Source organism: Pseudomonas sp., assembly GCF_035277045.1.
Taxonomy (GTDB): Bacteria; Pseudomonadota; Gammaproteobacteria; order Pseudomonadales; family Pseudomonadaceae; genus Aquipseudomonas.
In genome coordinates, this window is the sequence record NZ_DATELE010000276.1 from 643,736 (window position 1) to 662,798 (window position 19,063).

17 protein-coding genes and 3 pseudogenes are annotated in these 19,063 nt (G+C 56.5%); 8 read left to right on the plus strand and 12 right to left on the minus strand.

Features of this window, described 5'->3' with window-relative positions; all coding sequences use genetic code 11:
* Positions 1-472: 472 nt before the first annotated feature.
* The 4 genes and pseudogenes from VJS90_RS18950 to VJS90_RS18965 form a co-directional block, all read right to left on the minus strand.
* Positions 473-760: pseudogene (locus VJS90_RS18950) on the minus strand (IS66 family transposase zinc-finger binding domain-containing protein); the annotation flags it as partial.
* Positions 761-868: 108 nt separating this feature from the next.
* Positions 869-1,153 carry a helix-turn-helix domain-containing protein gene (locus tag VJS90_RS18955; RefSeq protein ID WP_324123166.1) on the minus strand — a complete coding sequence of 95 codons (285 nt, stop codon included), beginning with the start codon at positions 1,151-1,153 and terminating at the stop codon, positions 869-871.
* 150 nt (positions 1,154-1,303) lie between these two features.
* A complete protein-coding gene (locus VJS90_RS18960) occupies positions 1,304-1,630 on the minus strand; it encodes a type II toxin-antitoxin system RelE/ParE family toxin (RefSeq protein ID WP_324123167.1) in 327 nt (108 codons plus the stop codon).
* Positions 1,631-1,912: 282 nt separating this feature from the next.
* Positions 1,913-2,152, minus strand: coding sequence for a hypothetical protein (locus tag VJS90_RS18965; RefSeq protein ID WP_324123168.1), 240 nt, complete (start codon positions 2,150-2,152; stop codon positions 1,913-1,915).
* 437 nt (positions 2,153-2,589) lie between these two features.
* Here VJS90_RS18965 and VJS90_RS18970 point away from each other — a divergent pair, with 437 nt between their 5' ends.
* Complete coding sequence (locus tag VJS90_RS18970; RefSeq protein ID WP_207072828.1) at positions 2,590-2,922, plus strand: DUF2790 domain-containing protein; 333 nt, start codon at positions 2,590-2,592, stop codon at positions 2,920-2,922.
* 136 nt (positions 2,923-3,058) lie between these two features.
* A complete protein-coding gene (locus VJS90_RS18975) occupies positions 3,059-3,247 on the plus strand; it encodes an AbrB/MazE/SpoVT family DNA-binding domain-containing protein (RefSeq protein WP_207072827.1) in 189 nt (62 codons plus the stop codon).
* Positions 3,248-3,353: 106 nt separating this feature from the next.
* Here the strand turns inward: VJS90_RS18975 and VJS90_RS18980 are convergent, their stop codons facing one another.
* The 6 genes from VJS90_RS18980 to VJS90_RS19005 all read right to left on the minus strand — a co-directional run bounded on the left by VJS90_RS18980 (position 3,354) and on the right by VJS90_RS19005 (position 8,264).
* Positions 3,354-3,809 carry a DUF411 domain-containing protein gene (locus tag VJS90_RS18980; protein ID WP_207072826.1) on the minus strand — a complete coding sequence of 152 codons (456 nt, stop codon included), beginning with the start codon at positions 3,807-3,809 and terminating at the stop codon, positions 3,354-3,356.
* The gene (locus VJS90_RS18985; RefSeq protein ID WP_207072825.1) at positions 3,799-4,581 is read right to left on the minus strand and encodes a c-type cytochrome; all 783 of its coding nucleotides are present in this window, start codon (positions 4,579-4,581) and stop codon (positions 3,799-3,801) included. Before VJS90_RS18985 ends, VJS90_RS18980 begins: the two co-directional genes overlap by 11 nt.
* Positions 4,582-4,591: 10 nt before the next feature.
* Positions 4,592-5,707, minus strand: a complete 1,116-nt coding sequence (locus tag VJS90_RS18990; RefSeq protein ID WP_207072824.1) for a copper resistance protein B — start codon at positions 5,705-5,707, stop codon at positions 4,592-4,594.
* On the minus strand, positions 5,697-6,020 hold the full coding sequence (locus tag VJS90_RS18995; protein WP_207072823.1) for a hypothetical protein: 324 nt from the start codon (positions 6,018-6,020) through the stop codon (positions 5,697-5,699). The genes VJS90_RS18990 and VJS90_RS18995 overlap by 11 nt, the downstream gene beginning before the upstream one ends.
* Positions 6,021-6,034: 14 nt before the next feature.
* Positions 6,035-7,876, minus strand: coding sequence for a copper resistance system multicopper oxidase (locus VJS90_RS19000; RefSeq protein WP_324123169.1), 1,842 nt, complete (start codon positions 7,874-7,876; stop codon positions 6,035-6,037).
* Positions 7,877-8,057: 181 nt separating this feature from the next.
* Positions 8,058-8,264 carry a co-regulatory protein PtrA N-terminal domain-containing protein gene (locus tag VJS90_RS19005; protein WP_019470284.1) on the minus strand — a complete coding sequence of 69 codons (207 nt, stop codon included), beginning with the start codon at positions 8,262-8,264 and terminating at the stop codon, positions 8,058-8,060.
* Between the two features lie 165 nt (positions 8,265-8,429).
* On the opposite strand from VJS90_RS19005, the gene VJS90_RS19010 reads away from it, so the two are divergent.
* From VJS90_RS19010 to VJS90_RS19030, 5 genes and pseudogenes are all read left to right on the plus strand, one after another.
* A complete protein-coding gene (locus VJS90_RS19010; protein ID WP_129931848.1) occupies positions 8,430-9,107 on the plus strand; it encodes a heavy metal response regulator transcription factor in 678 nt (225 codons plus the stop codon).
* On the plus strand, positions 9,107-10,513 hold the full coding sequence (locus VJS90_RS19015; protein ID WP_324123253.1) for a heavy metal sensor histidine kinase: 1,407 nt from the start codon (positions 9,107-9,109) through the stop codon (positions 10,511-10,513). Before VJS90_RS19010 ends, VJS90_RS19015 begins: the two co-directional genes overlap by 1 nt.
* Before the next feature lie 36 nt (positions 10,514-10,549).
* The gene (locus VJS90_RS19020) at positions 10,550-10,891 is read left to right on the plus strand and encodes a hypothetical protein (RefSeq protein ID WP_242548537.1); all 342 of its coding nucleotides are present in this window, start codon (positions 10,550-10,552) and stop codon (positions 10,889-10,891) included.
* 87 nt (positions 10,892-10,978) lie between these two features.
* Positions 10,979-11,841 (plus strand): annotated as a pseudogene (locus VJS90_RS19025) (TolC family protein); the annotation flags it as partial.
* Position 11,842: 1 nt separating this feature from the next.
* Positions 11,843-12,880: pseudogene (locus VJS90_RS19030) on the plus strand (efflux RND transporter permease subunit); the annotation flags it as partial.
* A 66-nt stretch (positions 12,881-12,946) separates the two neighbouring features.
* Here the strand turns inward: VJS90_RS19030 and VJS90_RS19035 are convergent.
* Positions 12,947-15,925, minus strand: a complete 2,979-nt coding sequence (locus tag VJS90_RS19035) for a TrlF family AAA-like ATPase (protein ID WP_207072957.1) — start codon at positions 15,923-15,925, stop codon at positions 12,947-12,949.
* A gap of 282 nt (positions 15,926-16,207) precedes the next feature.
* On the opposite strand from VJS90_RS19035, the gene VJS90_RS19040 reads away from it, so the two are divergent.
* A complete protein-coding gene (locus VJS90_RS19040; RefSeq protein ID WP_207072821.1) occupies positions 16,208-16,597 on the plus strand; it encodes an antitoxin Xre-like helix-turn-helix domain-containing protein in 390 nt (129 codons plus the stop codon).
* Positions 16,598-17,525: 928 nt separating this feature from the next.
* On the opposite strand, the gene VJS90_RS21895 is transcribed toward VJS90_RS19040, so the two are convergent.
* The gene (locus tag VJS90_RS21895) at positions 17,526-19,058 is read right to left on the minus strand and encodes a TnsD family Tn7-like transposition protein (RefSeq protein ID WP_207072820.1); all 1,533 of its coding nucleotides are present in this window, start codon (positions 19,056-19,058) and stop codon (positions 17,526-17,528) included.
* Positions 19,059-19,063: the final 5 nt, after the last annotated feature.

Sequence of the window (19,063 nt, forward strand, 5' to 3'; positions counted from 1 at the left end):
GCCTTCAACCCTACTACGAGCACCTCCGTCCCTGTGCCCCGCATCGGTACTCTCGCTCTTGCAGAGGCTATCTGCTTGAACTTCTCCCTTAACATCGGGACGACAGGTTCTCACGTTCCTTACTGAAGCCTGGTACAGAGTCACGCCGCCTTCATGCCGGGCGCCGGTCGAGCAGTCGGCAGGCATCCCTCGACCTTCATCCCGGGCCAACCACCAAAGCCCGGTTTCGACACCATCTGAATACGTTTCGACACCACATCGACGGTTCATTTTCATTCGTCTCTCTGTACCGCACCTGACGCGGTCAATGCCGCGCCTTTTCCTCAACGCTCACCACCAAGGCTCTTTACCCCAGCAGCTTGAGGTGGTTTGGAGCCTGCTCCTGCAAACCGACTCCGAGGGGCCCACCCTCATCTTCAATAAAGCACCACAACTCTCCGTTCAGCTATGGAGGTTGTGTTCGTGACACACAGTGGTCGGCGAACTTCGCCACCATCACGTGAGCGAGCAGGCCTGCGGTGGGTATTCCCTTATCGATTACTTGAGCCGGCACTGGTGCCTGGATCAGGGTTTCGCACTGACGGCAGGCCCATTTTCCACGCACATGCTGCTCGACCGTGAACACGCCCGGCGTGTAATTCAGCTTTTCGCTGACGTCCTCGCCAATGCGCTGAAGTTGGCAACCGCAAGCTCACTGGGTGTCATCCGGTTCACGGCGGATCACGGTGCGTGGGAACTGCGGCGGCAGAGGCGCCCGCTTTATTCCACTGCTGTTATGGGTAACGCTGTGGATTAGAGCCTAAAGAATGACCAAAACAACACGGGCCAGCCCTAAGGCCAGCCCGTTAAGCGATCGGCACACCCAGATTCAGGCAGCCTTTGGTTTTACCAGTATGTCAATTTCCAGATCAGCGTTGGCCAGCATGTTCACCAGAGCATCCAGGGAAAACTTATCGATCTTCCCGTTCAGCAAGTCACTCAGCCGAGGCTGCGTCACGTGCAGCTGTCGCGCTGCTTCTTTCTGCGGCAGATCCCAGGCCTTCACGGTCCGGGTAATCGCCCGCATCAACTTAGAGCGCAGGCGAAGGTTTTCGGCTTCTTCTGGCGAATCAACCAACGCATCCCACACGGAGGTAGAGCGTTCGTTTGCCATTCAAGATTTCCTCAGTTACATCATGAATTAGAGATTAGATCGTTATCTACAGCGAGCGTGCTACAGGTAGAAGCTCACCCCTTCAACCAGCGGCGAAGGGGTTAGTCCGAAGCCTCCCTTCACCCGGCAAGGTGAAGGATGGTCTGTCTGTCAGCCCAGCGATTTGAACCTGGCTTTCCCCAGGTCGATATCGCGCTTTTCCGTCTTTTCAGTGGTCTTGCGGAACACATGCAGGATGTAGATAGCATCCGGCAGATTTGCCACATAAAACACGCGAAAAGCCCCGTCATCACACTTGATGCGGATCTCACACACCCCAGCCCCTACACTTGGCATGGGCTTCCAGCTGCTGGGTTCATCGCCGTCCTGAACAAGCTCCAACTGATACCCGACCCGCTGTATTGCTTCCCGTGGCAGATCCCGCAGGTCTTGCTTAGTACTACCGACCCACTCGATTGGTTTTTGCTGGTCCTGCATGGATGGTGCTCCTTAGACGTTTCCGCCGTGAATAATCGTATTGTTTGGTCATAGGTATTGCCCCTGTCTGGTCATTTGGTGTGCTGAGTACCCGCTGCCTACATACGACGTGCCGGGGTTTGCGACATCAGCAAGACGGATATTATATCCGTTCTGATATAAAGTCAATCGAATGTCGAGTTTTTTTATCGGAATCGATATACGACAGAAAAGCATCACAAAAAAGGTCCCGTCTATCTGTCAGGCGGAAGCCTCGATTTGGGACCGTTATTCGCGTCTGCCCTAGCCCTTGGTCAGGGTCACGCCTCTGGGCACGTCGGCTTCGGTAACCAGCGCCTGCGTCAGCTGGGCCAGCTCGACTAGCGCCTGTTTATGGGCGACCAGCGCCTGCTCCGCGAGGTCGATGTATTCATCACCCTCCGCGTTCACCATCAGCTCAATCGCCGTGCGGGCCGCCGTGGCGTATATCTCGACCCTCTGCAGACACGGCAGGAGGGGTATGGCATCAATCATCAGCGGCATTGGTCTTGCTCCTTAGAAATCGACGCCGCTACCCAGGGCCGGCTTGGAGGCCCTAGGGCTACAAGCGAGACAGTTTTTAATATTCAGAGACAGACTTTAACCTTTACGATCATTTGTTGTTTCCTAAATAAGCTTGTAACAGAACCTACTGCCTTTTGCTGGCCTGCTCGAAATCTGTCGACGAAAAATTGCGAAATAACAAGGTAACAGAAGCGTTGGCGCTCGTTTTTTTCTGAACCAAGTTTTCCTAAAAAACGAAGTAACAACACCGCTTCCCCCTCCCCGGTTCGCAGCCTAGGCGGGGAAAAAGCTAGTGAAAGCCACTTTGGCAAAGCGGCACCTCGCCCTCCTCGAGCTTACTCAGATGTAATCCACGGCTAACGTGTATGACAGCTGCAGAGCCTTAAGCTTGCATCATGTCTCTTGGAGTGATTGAAATGAAAATCGTCAAAAGCATCATCGCCATCCTGGCCATTGTGGTCTCCTCAGCCGCGCTCGCCGAAGGAGGATCCGACCGTCTACACGGGAAAATGATTCAGGCCAATGAGCAAGCTATGCGAGCTTATGCAGCCGCCAATGATAAGAAGCCACCGGAGGTCATCCATTATCGATACGGGATGCGGCTCGACGTGGCGAAGGTGATCAGCATGACATCGACCAAGGCGAGCTGTGACGTGATGCCAGCGCAGATGAACTACGAGGATTCCAGCGGAGACCTGAAAATCCTTGAGTACCGGACCGCTGGTATAGGTTGCCGGGGCCAGAACTGAGCACGGACCGAGCGGGCAGGACTTGCGCTGATAAAATGCCGGATTGAAGCGTCAGTTCCGGCGATTGATCGCCTGGTTACCGGCTCTCATGACTGGTGGAGTACGATGAGGATTGGTAGCTCAGGAGGAGAGCACAATGACTGAATCAGCGCGCACCACGGTGAAGTGCCTTGATCCCGGCGACGGCTCCGGCGATGTGATTGTGGAATTACCCGACGACATTCTGCGCGAGCTCAGGGTCACGACGGGCGACAGACTCTCCCTCGAGCTTATCAACGGCGAGATCGTACTCAAGCCAGTCCGCGAGCGCCGTGAATCTGATTAGCTACGCTTTGCAGGCCCTCTATGTCGTCGTGTTGAGCTGATGACGCTTTCGAGCGGGGATATATGGGACGGCAGTCAGCCCTACTGCCGTCCTTCTGGTCGGTGCGTTATTTGGCTGGATAGCTGGCGACTACTAGGTCCTCGCCGCTTTTGGTTAACCCAATGACTTGGTAGGCATGGCTTACGCCATCAACCTCCATGCCTGGGGAACCAGCTGGCATTCCTGGTACGGCGATCCCGACCAGATCGTTCCGCCCCCTGAGTTCTCGAACCTGCTCAGCTGGCACGTGGCCTTCAACAAACTTTCCGTCGATCACAGCCGTGTGGCAGGACGCTAACCGTGGCGCCACGCCCAGCTTCTGTTTCACTGCGCTCATGTCCGTCTCAACATGGTCGGTCACTTTGAAACCATTGGCTTCCAGGTGCGCGATCCATTTCTTGCAGCAACCGCAGTTCGCGTCTCGGTGAACGTCGATGGACAATGGCTCGGCAGCGTAGGTCGCCGAGGTCACCAGCAGCCCAGCGATAGCGGCTAGACGAACGAGTATCCGGTTAGTTGGCATGAGTGTGCTCCTTACCGTCTTTGTGAACATGCGTCTTTGTCGACGATTTCGGGTGGGCGTCCGAATGGGCTTCGGCCGCATTGTGGTCACCGTGATGATCTGCCGCTTGGGCGGCGCCTGCGGGTGCAGCTCCATGGTCGTGAGCTGCCTGGGCATGATCGTCGTCTGCCGCTTCGTCGTGATCGCCATGCTCGGCATGCCCGCTCCCGCCGTGCTGGCCCTCATGGTTATGCATATCGCTTTCACCGCCGCCGTGCTGATGGCCGCCGCTCGTGGCCACCAAGGACTGGTACTGCTCAGGATTCATTTGGGGCAGTTGATCCAGGAACGCGACGATTCCCCAGATGTACTCATCACCCATGCTCTTGCCCCAAGCGGGCATGCCGGTGGCTTTGATGCCGTGCTTGATCGTCCAGAATGCGGCAGCCGGATCGCCTCCGACACCCACCTTGGTGAGGTCAGGTGGCGACGGGTATAGCGCTTGGCTAAGTTCTGTCTTCCCAACGCCAGGGGCGAGGTGACACCCAATGCACATGGCGTTGTAGTTGCCTGCGCCTGCCTTGATCAACGCGGCGTCCTTCAGGTCAGGCACTTCAATGTCTCGCGCTCGAACCTCAATCGAACGGTCGCGAGCCATGGCGAGAAACGAATGGACAGCCGGGAAGTGAGGATCATCGGCGCCGACATTCACCAAGCCGAAATACGCCGTGCCCAGTACCGCAGCACTTCCGACAGCACCGGCCACAAGCAGCGTTGTAATTGTTCTTTTCATGTTGGAATTCTCAGAACCACATCCTGATACCGGCAACGAAGCGTGCCTCATCAACATCTCCACCCTCGTCTCGGATGAAGTCAGCGGTGTTGCCGTAGGAGCGGCTCCAGGTAACGCCTATGTACGGGGCAAACTGGCGGACAATTTCATACCGTAGACGCAGCCCGACTTCGGTATTGGCCAGACCCGAGCCAACACCGCGCTCAGGATCGTTCTTGCCATAGAAGTTCGCCTCAGCCGTGGGCTGCAAAATCAAGCGATTGGTCAGCAGGATGTCGTATTCGCCTTCAAGACGCGCAGCAGTCTGGCCGTTCTCGCCGATGAACGCCGTAGCTTCGGCCTCGAAGTCATACAAGGCCATGCCCTGAATACCAAAGGCTGCCCAGGTCTGCGGTGATTCCGGTTTGAAATCCTGACGGACCCCGGCGACCACATCCCACCAGGGACTGACCGAGCGCCCGTACAGCAATTGCAGCTCAGCGTCTTCGGTTACCCCGTTGGTGCGCTCGCCTTCCGAGCGAACCCAGAGTCGATTGATGTCGCCGCCTGCCCAGCCTGATGCGTCCCAGGCCAGGGTGCTGCCCTCATCGGCGTCCTGGTATTCGAGCTGGTCCAACAGGAAGAAGCTGTTGATTCCGCTGTCGTGCACTTGGTGGCCACCCAAAGGCGGAAAAGCTGCCTCGCGGTCGGCATCCGTGAGCACTGGAATCGGCGTGCGGCTCGTTGGGGTTGGAGAAGTCGCTGAACCATGGTTCATCTGGGAATGATCCATGCCCTTCATCGAACCGTGATCCATGCCCTTCATGTTTCCATGGCCCATTTTGCTGTGGTCCATCTTGCTATGGTCCACCGGGCTGGATTTGCTTTGGCTTTGAGCATGCCCCATCTGGCTGTGATCAACAGGGGCAGGCTGTTTCTGCTGTTTGCTCATCCCCATCTTGCTGTGATCCATCGCCGGCATCGATTCGGACGGAGCAGTATCCATTTGCATGGAACCGTGCCCCATTTTCGAATGATCCATGCCCGAGTGATCCATTTCTTCAGCGGCGAAGCTGGGCGTTACGCCCAGCATGCCGATTGAAACAGTCAGGGCCAGCAGCGAAGGCCGCCCAAGGCTATTGACCATCTTTCCCTGCCTTAGCTTTGTCGCTGCCATGCGATTCCATCATTTTGTCGTGGTCCATGCCTTCCATCGAGCCATGGTCCATCCCCTTCATCGAGCCGTGGTCCATACCTTCCATTGACCCATGGTCCATGCCTTCATGGTTCATGCCCTGGCCCTGCTTGTCCTGCGAACCTTTGGCTTTGCCGGCCTCGGTGGTTTTCTGGGAATGCTGATCATGGTTGTCGCTGGACCACGACGACGGGGCATAAACAGCCAGCATGCCTACCATCGCAGCAGAAAGGAAAAAGGCGCTTCGTTTCATTGGTTTGCTCATCTCAGATCTCCAGTTCATTCGTCCACACGGACTTCTCGGAACATGCCCATTTCCATGTGGAACAGTAGGTGACAGTGATAGGCCCAACGTCCCAAGGCATCTGCGGTGACGCGATAGCTTCGTTTTGAGCCAGGTGGCATGTCGATGGTGTGCTTGCGAACCATGAAGTTGCCGTTCTCGTCCTCCAGATCACTCCACATACCGTGGAGATGGATGGGGTGAGTCATCATGGTGTCGTTGACCAAGGTGATGCGAAGACGCTCGCCATATTTCAACCGCAGCGGTTCAGCGTCGGAGAATTTGATACCGTCGAACGACCATGCGAACTTCTCCATGTGGCCGGTAAGGTGCAGTTCGATTGTGCGTCCAGGCTCTCGACCATCGGGATCGATGAAGGTGCTCCGCAAATCGGCGTAGGTCAGCACTCGGCGCCCGTTGTTGCGCAGGCCAATTCCCGGATCGTTCAGCTTCGGGGTCGGCGACATGGTCTGCATATCGACCAACGGGTTGTTGGTCTCAGAAGCCGGATGGCTCTGCATTGCACCGCTCATGCCGGCCATGCCCTCATGACCCATCCCAGCCATCTTGCTGTGATCCATGCCGGCCATGTTGCCGTGGTCCATTCCAGCCATCTTGCTGTGGTCCATGCCGGCCATGCTGCCATGGTCCATTCCAGCCATCTTGCTGTGGTCCATGCCGGCCATGCTGCCGTGATCCATTCCGCCCATGTTGCCGTGGTCCATGCCCATATCGCTCATGGCGATGATCGGGCGCGGATCTACCTCGGGCAAGGGCGCTTGCAAGCCTTCACGAACTGCCAGGGTGCCTCGGGAGTACCCGGTACGGTCCATGGACTGCGCGAAGATCGTATAGGCCTGCTCGTTTTCAGGTTCGACGATGACATCGTAGGTTTCCGCAACGGCAATCCGGAACTCATCGACCGATACGGGTTTGACGTACTGGCCGTCAGCAGCCACAACCGTCATCTTGAGCCCAGGAATCCGGACATCGAAATAGGTCATGGCCGAGCCGTTGATAAAGCGCAGGCGGATCTTCTCGCCGGGCTTGAAGATTCCCGTCCAGTTGCCGTTCGGAGCCTGGCCGTTCATGAGGTAGGTGTAGGTATACCCGCTCACATCAGCGAGGTCGGTGGGGCTCATCTTCATTTCAGCCCACATCTTCCGATCCGCTACAGCGGCCGACCAGCCTTTCTCGCTCACGTCGTCAACGAAGTCGCTAACTGTGCGTTTGTGGAAGTTGTAGTAGTCAGATTGCTTCTTGAGTTTGGAGAGCACCCGCGCCGGGTCTTCATCCGTCCAATCGCTGAGCATGACGACGTAATCACGGTCGTACACAAACGGCTCCGGATCCTTGGCATCGATCACCAACGCCCCATAGACCCCGGACTGTTCCTGGAAGCCTGAGTGGCTGTGATACCAGTAGGTGCCGTTCTGGTGGACCTTGAACTTGTATTCATACATGCCATCGGGAGCGATGCCGTGGAAGCTCAAGCCCGGTACACCGTCCATGTTGGCGGGCAGGATGATGCCGTGCCAGTGAATGGAGGTGTCCTGTTTCAGCCGGTTGCGTACGCGCAGCGTCACGGTGTCGCCTTCGCGCCATCGCAGAATCGGCCCTGGCACGGAGCCGTTGATGGCCATGGCGGTACGAGCTGCACCCGTGATGTTGACGGGCAGTTCGCCGATATACAGATCGAAGTCCGTGCCGCTGAGCACGTTCGGTTGGCCAGGGCTGGTCACGGCCCAGACCGGCGCGCGCCACATGCCGAGCCCACCCAGAATTCCGGTAGCGGCCAGGCCTTTGACGAAAGATCGTCTCGTGGTTTTGCTTTGCATGCCGTTGCGTCCAGTCAGGTAGATCGCTGATATCCAGGCTGCTCGATGGCGCAGCCCTTGGGTTCATTGGAGCTCTCACCAGTCTCGTAGACTTTCGCCACTGCGCGAGGCTGATGAGAGGCCGTAGTCTGAAACTGCCATAGTTCAGATTCCGGGGTGATTACATTTCTGTAAGCTCGGATCAGCAGCTTTCGTGGCCCGCGTGCTTGCTGGACTGGGCGGCGACTGGGGCCTGCTCTTTCTTCTCCTGCGCAACTTGGTAGGCCTGCATGGAGCTTTGGCGCGCCGCTTCCATCCGCGCAAAGGTCCGGTCCGCGCCGCCCTCTGCCAGGGCGATGCCTGCCATGCCGAAGGTAACGACCATCACAATTGCTTTGACCATGTTCATCTGGAGATCCTCAGTGGGTTCTGCGCCTCATGGCGTCAGGTACAGGGTCAAGTTAGCCTCGCGGTGCTGTCAGAAAACTGATCTCGACATTACTTTTCCGTCAGCTTCTGGTTGGGCGTCTTTTTTCCTGCAAACTGGAGATGCACACCACGTGGATGAGAGCAGATGAAATTACTCGTAGCCGAAGATGAGCCGAAAACCGGTGTCTACCTCCAGCAAGGGCTGACAGAAGCTGGCTTCACCGTTGACCGGGTGATGACAGGCACTGACGCCCTGCAACAGGCGCAGAGCGAAGCGTATGACTTGCTGATCCTCGACGTGATGATGCCGGGGCTCGATGGCTGGGAGGTCCTGCGCAAGATCCGTGCAGCGGGTCAGGATGTACCGGTCCTTTTCTTGACGGCCCGTGATGGCGTAGACGATCGCGTGAAAGGTTTGGAGCTGGGCGCTGATGATTACCTGGTGAAGCCCTTTGCGTTCTCGGAGCTGCTGGCTCGGGTTCGCACGTTGCTGCGCAGAGGCAACGGTGGTTCTGCTCAAACCACCATGAAGATGGCAGACCTTGAGGTAGACCTGCTCAAGCGTCGCGCTACGCGAAACGGCAAGCGGATCGACCTTACTGCCAAGGAGTTTTCCCTGTTGGAGCTGCTCATGCGCCGACGCGGCGAGGTGCTCCCCAAGTCGCTGATCGCTTCTCAGGTCTGGGACATGAATTTCGACAGTGACACCAACGTGATCGAGGTCGCGATTCGCAGACTGCGGGCCAAGATTGATGACGACTTCGCGCCAAAGCTCATCCATACCGCCCGAGGCATGGGCTACATGATGGATGTGCCCGAGTGATGCGCCCGCAATCATCGCTCGTCAAGCGACTGACCCTGATGTTAATGTTCGCGGTGACTGCTGTCTTGGTGGTTGCTGGCGTGGCTTTCTACGGACTCAGTCAGCACCATTTCCGGATGCTGGATGAGCAGGCGCTTTCCGAAAAGCTGGAGTCAACGCGTCATATCCTGTCCATCTCAGCAGCGCGAGGCGGGCTCGACGATCAGGGGCAGCAGCTGCGGGCATTGCTCGGCGCACATCAGGATCTATCGGCGAAAATCACCAAGGCTGACGGAACGATCCTTTTTTCAGATCCCAAGGCTTCGCAAATTCCTAAGCAGTTCGAGCAGGCGCACCGGGGCGCAGTTTGGGAATGGCAGGATGAAGCGCAAAACTTTCGCGGCATTACCGCCCAGCTGACCATTGCAGGCGAGCCGGAACCGGTGACGGCCGTGCTGATGCTCGATGTCACCACTCACGCCCATTTCTTTGTCACCCTGCAATGGTGGTTCGGAATTGGCCTGATTATCAGCGCGATTGTGAGCGCAGGCTTGGGCTGGGTCGTGGCCAAGAGTGGGCTTCGGCCTGTTGGACAAATCACCAAAGTGGCCACCGGGATGTCGGCAAGATCGCTCCGCGAGCGCATTCCCCTGGAGCCCGTGCCGCTGGAGCTTCAGGAGCTCATCCTGTCTTTCAACGGGATGCTGGGACGGTTGGAGGATGCATTCGTTCGGTTGTCCAACTTCTCTGCCGATATCGCTCATGAGTTGAGAACGCCGGTCAGCAACCTTCTGACCCATACCGAAGTGGTGCTTACCAAGAAGCGTGACCTGGATGCCTATGAGGAGAACCTCTATTCGAACCTGGAAGACCTCAAGCGCATGTCGCGCATGATCGATGACATGCTGTTCCTCGCCAAGGCGGATAACGGTTTGATCGTGCCCGAGCAGATCGACGTGGAGCTCTCCGAGCTCGTATCCAAGCTGTTCGAGTACTACCAGTTCCTGGCTGAGGATCAAGGCATCCAGCTGACCCTGCACGGACAGGGTAAGGTTCGTGGCGATCGCCTGATGATTGACCGAGCGTTTTCCAACCTTCTATCCAACGCGTTGCGCTACACCCCGGAAGGCAACGAGATATCAGTGCAGATCGAGCAGACGCCTGAAAGCGTGACGCTTTCCGTGCGTAACACCGGGGTAACCATCGATCCCCAGCACATTGGCAAGATCTTCGACCGATTCTATCGAGCCGATCCAGCCAGGCGCGAAGGCGGCCCAAGCAATGCAGGCCTGGGTCTGTCGATAACCCGCTCTATCATCGAGGCTCATAGCGGACGAATCTGGTGTACTTCAGCGGAGGGTGTCACAACCTTCTTCATCAGTCTCCCAGCCTCCAAGCGGTTGGTTAGTGCAGCCCCAACCCCTTAATGCTGAACTCATCCCGGTAACCTATACTCGCCCATCATGAATCGGTTCATTCGACTGCTCACCATCCTGATGCTTATCGTGGCGCTTCCGCTTAACGGGATGGCGGGCATCGATTCGGCGACTGAACCTTGCCCAATGCAGGGCATGGAAATGATGGCGGGCATGGACCATGACTGCTGCCAGGACCAAGACCTGGGTAAGACTGGCGACCATGCCAAATCCTGCAAGGTCGGCCAGGAGTGCAGGACTGCCAGTACCGTACAGCTCAGCTTCCTGACGCCTGGGCTGACCTTCGCCAAGCCACGACCTGCCGATACCTACGCGGTAGGCATAGCGACAGGCTCTTCCCCCGATCCATGGCGGCCTCCCCGCGTCTGATCCCCTCTTAATTTCACACCGTCGTTCCGCCTAGCAGCGGGGCGATGGCACGCGCCTGGGCGCTGATCTTTCGAGGAATCATTTTTCATGACTCCCCAACGTTTTCAGGGACGGATAACCATGGCCGTCCTGTTCGTACTGCTGCCGGCTGTCTCAGCACAGGCTGCAACGCTGTCGCTGGATGATGCGCTGCAACTGGCTGAACGCAACGCTCCCTCTCTACAGGCCCGCCAGGAGCAAGCATCAGCTGCGCGCAGCGCAGTCATTCCAGCGGGCGAACTACCCGATCCGCGCCTGAATCTCGGGGTACAAAACCTGCCGATTGAAGGCACCGATCGCTGGAGCATGAACAGAGACTTCATGACCATGCAGGTGGTTGGCCTGTCCCAAGAAGTACCGAACCGGGACAAGCGCAAAGCTCGCATAGAGACAGCGCAGGCCACCGTCGAGCGAGCCGATGCCGAGGCGATCTTCGAACGCTTGAAGGTTAGGGCGGCAACCGCACAGGCTTGGGTTACTGCGTACACCGTGCAGCGAAAGCTTGAACAGTTCGACGCCTTCTACAAAGAAAACCAGCTGCTGGCTGCCACGGTGCGGGCCCGCCTGGCCGGAGGCGCAGGCTCCACCGCCGATACGCTGGCTCCCAAGCAAGAAGCCGCGCAGTTGGACGAGCAGAAAGACATTCTGTTGAGTCAGTCAGCTCAAGCGCGAGCCGCGCTGAAGCGATGGATTGGGCAGGACGCTGAAGTAGGCGCGCCGACATTCCCTGCTGCCCTGTAGATGTAGATGAATACTTGCACTCCGTCCATGCCCATCCGGAGCTCAATACCTACAACGCCATGACACGCGAGGCTCAAGCCCAGGTACACCAGGCTCAGGCGGAAAAGAAATCGGATTGGTCCTGGGGGGTGGATTATCAGCGCCGTGGTCCGGACTTCAGCAACATGGTCAGGCGAACTGGACGGCCTCGGTGAAGCTGTAGGAGGTGTGGTGATCCTGCGCAGCGGGAAGAATGCTCGTGAGGCCATCGAGCACGTCAAGACCAAGCTAGAACCCCTGAAGAAAGGCCTGCCAGCCGGGGTGGAGCTTGTCACCGTCTACGACCGTAGCCAGTTGATCGACCGTGCCGTGGAGAACCTCAGTCACAAGCTGATCGAGGAATTCGTGGTAGTGGCGCTAGTATGCGCAGCCTTTCTCTGGCACCTGCGCTCGTCATTGGTGGCTATCGTTTCGCTGCCCGTGGGAATCCTGATAGCGCTGATCGTCATGCGTCATCAGGGCATCAACGCCAACATCATGTCACTCGGCGGTATAGCAATTGCCATCGGCGCGATGGTGGATGCTGCCGTGGTCATGATCGAGAACGCCCACAAACGTGTTGAGGCCTGGCATGTCCGGCATCCTGGTCAACCTTTGCGGGGCGAAGCGCATTGGAGGGTAATGACAGAGGCGGCCGTCGAGGTAGGACCGGCACTGTTCTTCAGCCTGATGATCATCACGCTATCGTTCATTCCGGTGTTCACGCTGCAAGCCCAGGAAGGACGCCTCTTTGCACCCCTGGCCTTTACCAAGACCTACGCGATGGCAGCGGCGGCTGCGCTATCGGTGACCCTGATTCCGGTCCTGATGGGGTACTGGATCAGAGGGCCACTGCCTGCGGAACAGCGCAACCCGCTCAACCGGGGCCTCATCCGGCTGTACCGTCCGGCATTGGAGGTCGTCCTGCGCCGGCCTCTGGTTACCCTCGCTGGAGCATTGCTCATCCTGCTCAGCAGTCTGTGGCCCTTGAATCATCTCGGGGGCGAGTTCCTTCCTCCGCTCGATGAAGGTGATCTGCTCTACATGCCTTCAGCCTTGCCTGGACTCTCGGCGCAGAAAGCTTCAGAGCTGTTGCAGCGAACGGATCGTCTGATTCGAACCGTACCCGAAGTGGCCAGTGTCTTTGGTAAAGCCGGCCGCGCCGAGTCCGCTACCGACCCGGCACCACTTGTAGATAACCCGCTCTCTTAGTGAGAAAACTCCACCAGAGAGCGGGCAATTTGAGCTTTCTTCACGCTACCTTTCCAAACGTACACGCAACCGTCTGGCCCGCTCCTGAAATGCAGTATCGCCACCCTCCAGGATTTCACACACAGCTGTGCGGACTTCACTGTTCTCAAGCCCACCTGATACATACGTAATCGGCGGTAAGCCGCCTGGCGTGTTTGGCCCCGAAGATGCCACGATGATCTGATCAGCGTCAGTGTTGATCACCAGGTTGGCGTTGTGCGTCACCATGATCACCTGACGTTTCGCTTTTGCCGCGATAAATAGGTCGACCAGCTCATCGAAGACCGATTTGGGATCGAGGTTTTCCTCCGGCTGGTCAATGATCAGGGGGCGATCATCCGCATCATCGAGCGCGAGATAGAGCAGTAGCAGTACGATCCCGCGCGTGCCAGGTGAAAGCTTTCTAATATCGATACCGTCGTATAGGATCTCGTAACTGACAGTCATGTGGTCGGTGCTATAGAGCCAGGTAGCGAACTTCTTGGACCAGGCGCGGAACTCCGCCTGCTGGGTTTGTGCAACCGGAGCATGATCAATGAAGTACTTGCGATACTTGTCCATGAAGGCAGCCATCGCCGCCTGGATGTCCTGAGCCGAACCAGTCTCCCAAGCTGCTTTCAGATCCTTCGTAGCCGCGGTGATCAGCGACCCGCGCCCGTTGAACGGTCCTGCCTTGCGCCGATCAAGCAGCTTCTCTTCACCAATTTCACCCCAAGCGGCGACGTCGGCAGTCCGTCGAACCAAGATGCCTAGTTTTTTCAAGGTCCCTGAAGATTCGCCAAGACGAGCCATTAAAGGTGCATAGAGTTCGGCCAAGGCATCTTGCTCATTGATGATCGCCTCAAACACCCGGCCGTACGTCTCACTGCGTTCAGCCTGCAGTGCTTTGCGGCGGGCTTCGGCCCCTTGAGCATCTTTGAGCTTGGTTTCGAGAGCATTGAGCGTCGCGTTTTCCTGCGTAATACGGTCGGTCAACGCCTTGAATTGCTCTTGAATAAGCTTGTCTGCGCTGAATAACGCTTCGAGGCGGGTCATTTCAGCAGCGATAGGCGCCAGAGGAAGCGTTGCAAGATCCACGGTGTCGGCAATCAACGGGACCAGAGGGTCACCGGGTACCGGCGGTACTCCACGTAGCTTGATGACCTCCTGATCAGACCACTGAATGTATCCGGCAAGACTCTGGTCGACATCCCCCTTGTAGACCAGAAGAAACTGTTCCCATTGCTCCTGTCCTAAACCACTATTGGCATGTCTGGCTTGAACCTGCCGGAGCATTTCGGGCGCTCCAGTGGCTCGCATACTCTTGACCTCGTCTTGCAGGGCCACGAAGGTCCGCCGCTGACTGCTGTAGGCCTGAATCCGACTGCGCATCTTCTCTGCGGCCGCGCTAAGCTGCGCATGCCGTGTCGCATGAGCCTCTGTGCCCTGAACGACGAGCTTTGCCAAGTCGACAGAATATCCAGCGATCTTCTGTTTTTTCTGCGCAACCTGAAAGCCTAACGAGGCAACCGAACTCTCTTTCTCAAACTCAGTGGCGATTCGCTCCGAGATATCATCTATCGCGGCAGCCTCTCGATCCCTCGACTGCTGAAAACGGCTTGTCAGCTGTTCTCGCAGCTGTTCAAAGTCAATTGCCCCGTCTCGACTGTCGGGGCTATGTGAATCAAAGATTACCCGCTGGATCTCATCAACGAGGCCGTCTGACATGCCCTTCGCGGAGCACAACTCCTCGACGAACTGCTGCGAGAGGTAGCGAGCTCGCGGGAAGGTCATATGCCCGTTGGCATCTCGCCCATCTAAAGCGCGCTCAACCGACGCCCCACCTCCCCAGGTTAAGGTCGTAGAAGCGTTGCCGATCAACCTACGAGCACGGGCCAGAAACGACGCGCTACTATTTTCGTCTGCGTCCCAGCTCTCTTGGGTAATCGCATCGCAGCCCGCAGCGATAATGTCCGCCAGCGCTGTCTTCCCTGAACCTCTCGCCCCAATGATGGCAACAAGGCCTGGATTGAGCGGTATATCTGGGGTTGCCGCCCAGTCCGCGCGGTTTATCCTCACGTGAGAAATGACCTGGGACGGCAGCGCCGATCGAGGCGGCAACTCGCCTACATAGGCTCGTCCCTCTGGATCGATGCATGCTTGGCGAAGAGAGTCAAAATCCAGCGCACCTTTGATCCATGAAAACCGGTTATCCACCGGCTGACCAATTGATTTCTGGTCATGTGAATCACTGCCATGAAGGCATGGCTTGCAGCCACCATAACGAAGGCGCAGGTCCTCAGCCGTCATGGCAGGTCGCTGGCCGAGCCAGAATTCACGCTGGGCCGGATGGCTGGAAAAGATGATGTGAGCACACTTCTCGATTTCTTGCCGCAGGGTCGCATCGGCCGCCTGTCTAACCCCGGACGTACCGTCACTCGCGTTACCCGCCACAGCGACCAACGTATTTTTTTTGGCCCAGTCGCTTTCCCCAAGCACCTTTCGTAGCTGGTCAAAATTGACCTTGAACTGCGTCGCCCCATGCCGCAACGCCGCGAGCTCATCCACAATTGAGGGATCTGCACACTTACCGAGCTTGATCAGCTCTTCTCGCGTGCAATCGAAGCGGTCACCGAAGGCCTGGAACTGGAGCCGCTTGAGGATGCGCTTGATCTCACCTATGTGATTGGGATCTTCAGGACTGACGAGAAGGTGAAGGTTCACATAACCCGTTTTGGCGAATACATCCAGACGAAGCTCGATGTTGGGAAAGATGAGCTGAACTCCCGGCAAACGGCCGGCTTCTTTGTGCTTGAGGATTTGCTCGTAGGTGTCCGTGACATAGTAGTCAGTCACAGCGATCGCTTCGACGGCAGGCTGTAGCCCTTCAAGGGAGCTCAGGTAGGCCTCCCACGGATCGTTTGAGCCAAACCGGTTATTAAGAACCGTACCAGGAGCGTGGATATGCGGCTCCCACCGATGCCATTCAGATCCCCTGCTAATCATCTGAAGCCCCCATTGCCGTAGTCTCCATACCTGGACCGCGAAGGTTTTTTCGGAGCTTAAACGAGAGCCATGGATGTTTCCTATGGCTATTTGAAGGCGCTGCGCCATGCCCTTCCCGCATTGTGCTCTAGCTGGTCGCTTTTTAGATGAGACGGACTAGTGAGCAAATGATCGGGAGCTTATGCTTTGAACAACGGTTCGCGGAATGTGAATTGCGCCTGGCATATCAGTCCCATGCGCCATGGTCCGGAGCGACATCGACGACAAAAGAGGCGGTTTTCAGTGGCGATCTCAAGTGAGCTCACTCATGATCAACAGGCAGTAGGCTTAAAAACCGCGCTGCGAGTGCTCGAGGAGTGGAATGCCACTCATGGTCAGGTGTGTAGCATCCTCCGCATCTCGCCGTCTTCGCGAAATCGTATCGCCCACCACCCTGACGCCGTGCTGCGCCTCGACGCTGACCAGTTGCAGCGTGTCAGCTTGGTGCTGAACATTCACGCCGCCTTACGGAATACCTTTGACAACCAAGCGAACGTGAAGGGGTTTCCTTCCATGAAGAACGACAATGACTTTTTCCAAGGTCGTTCACCCTTGGAGGTGATGTCGAAAGGAAGCCTCATCACACTGTACGAAACCTATAAGCGGCTCGATCACCTCCATTGGGGTGGCTAATACCCAGCGCACGCTTTCGCGGGTAGCAGGCCGCAGATCCATCGAAGGGGATGCTGAGGCCCCAATTGAGGTGATCCCAAATCGCCGCGGAAGTCACTGATGTACTATCTCCCATCTACCTTTCTCAAGAGAGTGTTGCTTGCTACCAAAAAATTCACCGGTCACAGAGCCATTCGATGAGGAATACTTTGCGTCGACCATCCTAAGAAACAATGAACTCCGCGGGATAGTCGAAAACGAGTCCCGGTATCTTGAGATCACCGATTTCGAGCTGAATGTATTGAAGCTAGGAGACGCCAGGGCATTTCGCGGAATCTTTGGCCCTGATGCCTTGAGCAGGCATACTCTCTATCCGATAGCTATATTGTTCGATAGGGTCCGATACCGATCCGCGTCTGTACTGCCCAGGGGACCATTTAGGGTATGCGCTCAATGTGTCATTGAAGATGTGCAGCACCTAGGTACCGCCTATATACACCGTACCCATGTAACTCCAGGGCCGCTGGGCGTCGAAGTATGCCATCGACACGCATCGCCCTTGCTGGAGAATTGCCCTACCTGCAAAGTAACTTTCCAGCGGCACAAGATTACGAGGCTAAGTTCATGCCTGACCCCCGAGCGCTATGGCAAAGCGCATGCGGTGCAAAGCTCATCCGAACATAATTATTCCAAATTCGTTTATGACGTACTGAATTTACAATCCCCCGAAAAATTTCGAGTTTTTTCCATCCCCGCCATAAACCGTTCTCTGGAGGTTCACGGTTATGAAACCCCATCAATTAGTAGCTATTTCCAGTTTTGTATCAATGAAGACCCTACCACGGCGATTGATGAACGGATTTACTTGCAAGCTGACGCCGCCATAAAAAGTTCGCCTCGTACACCTATGCAGTTATTCACTCGGGTCGCATATCTCCTGTACGGCAACCTAGACAATTTCATGACCGCTATGAATGCCTGTCGCGCCGACAATGATTGACGCAACTTCACTCTCTGCTAGATGCAATACTCTGATGTTAGCCTGCCTGAATAGGCTGGACCTAGTAATATTTACATTTGTCCCAGCTAGGAAGCGAGCGGCCCAGTGCAGCTTTCTGAGCTGATGATCATGCCGGCTTTCCAAACACGCCTTGATGAACGCCGTAGACCTGGGCAGCTTCCGCTGCTGTCGAAACGCATCAGGAGGTACAGATAAGACGCGACACAAAGCCGCTAGTGAAATAAGAACTGGCCTACCTGGCAACGCGTACAGATCATCTAAAGCGCGTGACAACCTTGCGACTAGCTCACGGTCCCTCCCGCCCCAGTCAGTGTTATGGTTAACTGCCAAACGCTTCGCATGACAAGAAATATAGTTTCGTAGCCAGGCCCGGTCGTGACGATATAGCCAAGTATAATTTCGCGCCTTCTTAGCTGGACCCGTAGCGTAGCTTGAAGCAAAGGATTGTCGTCTAGCCACCAGCTCAGAGTGGGGCGCAGGCGACGCTCGACACACGGCTTTGAGTAACGGAGCAGGGCAAAATTTCACACTTTCGGCATAGTCTTGGATTAGGCATTGAAGGTCTACACCAAACGAATTGAGGAAAACATAGAAAAAAATGGGGTGATGGCTTGAGGCGCGTGCCCGTAGCAAATTGAATGGCCAAACTACTTTTTCACCGTGGAGCTCGAACAACCTGCGAAATTCGTCTCGTGGCGGATATAGCTCAGTAGCTTCGAGAAAATGCTCTGCAAGCATGCCAGCACGCACCCTCCCACGCGAAATATACCCAGCTCTGTCTAAAACAAAAAAAAGATAGCGGGCCTGAAGCAGGCTGGAGATCGCTCGAGGGTGCGACCTACCCCAATCCACGATGTCTGCAAGCTTCGCAAGCCGGCAGAAATACGCAGCAGGCGCAGACTCGGTCTCCCCACGTCCCCGAAGCCGAATCACATCTGAGGGAAGAAAAAACTGGTTGAAATAGCCTAACCTTGGGTCGGATAAAACGCGCTGCAGGGAGCAATGATGGACCGGGCAGACATGAACGCCAGTGGCTTGGTGACCGATATGCCAGTAAGACACCCCATTTACCGAAACGTCCACGGCGACACATCGGGGGCAGTATTGCCGGACGCGGAACCGCTCAAATCCAGCTGCTGTGATACCCAACGTCATCTTGAGCCCTTCAGACTGGGCCGACTGCATCAGCTTCCTGGCCCGCCTGGCTATCCCAGGGGAAAGAAAAGGCTCGAAGTATGGAAGTAGCGTATGGTTGTCCGCCAGGCCGCCAAAGCCTGACGAAGCTTCAAGGCGGCTCAGGTAACACGGCAGGTCAGATGCGTAGCTGCGAGTGACGCTCCCAAACAGATCAGTCAGCGTCCGCCGTACCCCGACACCTCCTGAGATCTGATGGTAACGGGTTACCAGGCTGGTGATAGTTTCATCTGGAAGGGGCGTAGGGAAGTTCAGCACAGAAGCCATATCAT

Excerpts from the sequence above, each read along its gene's own strand:
- VJS90_RS18965 (WP_324123168.1), bottom strand. The coding sequence starts at position 2,152 with ATGCCGCTGATGATTGATGCCATACCCCTCCTGCCGTGTCTGCAGAGG.
- VJS90_RS19010 (WP_129931848.1), top strand. The coding sequence starts at position 8,430 with ATGAAATTACTCGTAGCCGAAGATGAGCCGAAAACCGGTGTCTACCTC.
- VJS90_RS19005 (WP_019470284.1), bottom strand. The coding sequence starts at position 8,264 with ATGAACATGGTCAAAGCAATTGTGATGGTCGTTACCTTCGGCATGGCA.
- VJS90_RS18960 (WP_324123167.1), bottom strand. The coding sequence starts at position 1,630 with ATGCAGGACCAGCAAAAACCAATCGAGTGGGTCGGTAGTACTAAGCAA.
- VJS90_RS18955 (WP_324123166.1), bottom strand. The coding sequence starts at position 1,153 with ATGGCAAACGAACGCTCTACCTCCGTGTGGGATGCGTTGGTTGATTCG.
- VJS90_RS18995 (WP_207072823.1), bottom strand. The coding sequence starts at position 6,020 with ATGAGCAAACCAATGAAACGAAGCGCCTTTTTCCTTTCTGCTGCGATG.
- VJS90_RS19035 (WP_207072957.1), bottom strand. The coding sequence starts at position 15,925 with ATGATTAGCAGGGGATCTGAATGGCATCGGTGGGAGCCGCATATCCAC.
- VJS90_RS18970 (WP_207072828.1), top strand. The coding sequence starts at position 2,590 with ATGAAAATCGTCAAAAGCATCATCGCCATCCTGGCCATTGTGGTCTCC.
- VJS90_RS18975 (WP_207072827.1), top strand. The coding sequence starts at position 3,059 with ATGACTGAATCAGCGCGCACCACGGTGAAGTGCCTTGATCCCGGCGAC.
- VJS90_RS18985 (WP_207072825.1), bottom strand. The coding sequence starts at position 4,581 with ATGAAAAGAACAATTACAACGCTGCTTGTGGCCGGTGCTGTCGGAAGT.
- VJS90_RS18990 (WP_207072824.1), bottom strand. The coding sequence starts at position 5,707 with ATGGTCAATAGCCTTGGGCGGCCTTCGCTGCTGGCCCTGACTGTTTCA.
- VJS90_RS21895 (WP_207072820.1), bottom strand. The coding sequence starts at position 19,058 with ATGGCTTCTGTGCTGAACTTCCCTACGCCCCTTCCAGATGAAACTATC.
- VJS90_RS19000 (WP_324123169.1), bottom strand. The coding sequence starts at position 7,876 with ATGCAAAGCAAAACCACGAGACGATCTTTCGTCAAAGGCCTGGCCGCT.
- VJS90_RS19015 (WP_324123253.1), top strand. The coding sequence starts at position 9,107 with ATGCGCCCGCAATCATCGCTCGTCAAGCGACTGACCCTGATGTTAATG.
- VJS90_RS18980 (WP_207072826.1), bottom strand. The coding sequence starts at position 3,809 with ATGCCAACTAACCGGATACTCGTTCGTCTAGCCGCTATCGCTGGGCTG.
- VJS90_RS19020 (WP_242548537.1), top strand. The coding sequence starts at position 10,550 with ATGAATCGGTTCATTCGACTGCTCACCATCCTGATGCTTATCGTGGCG.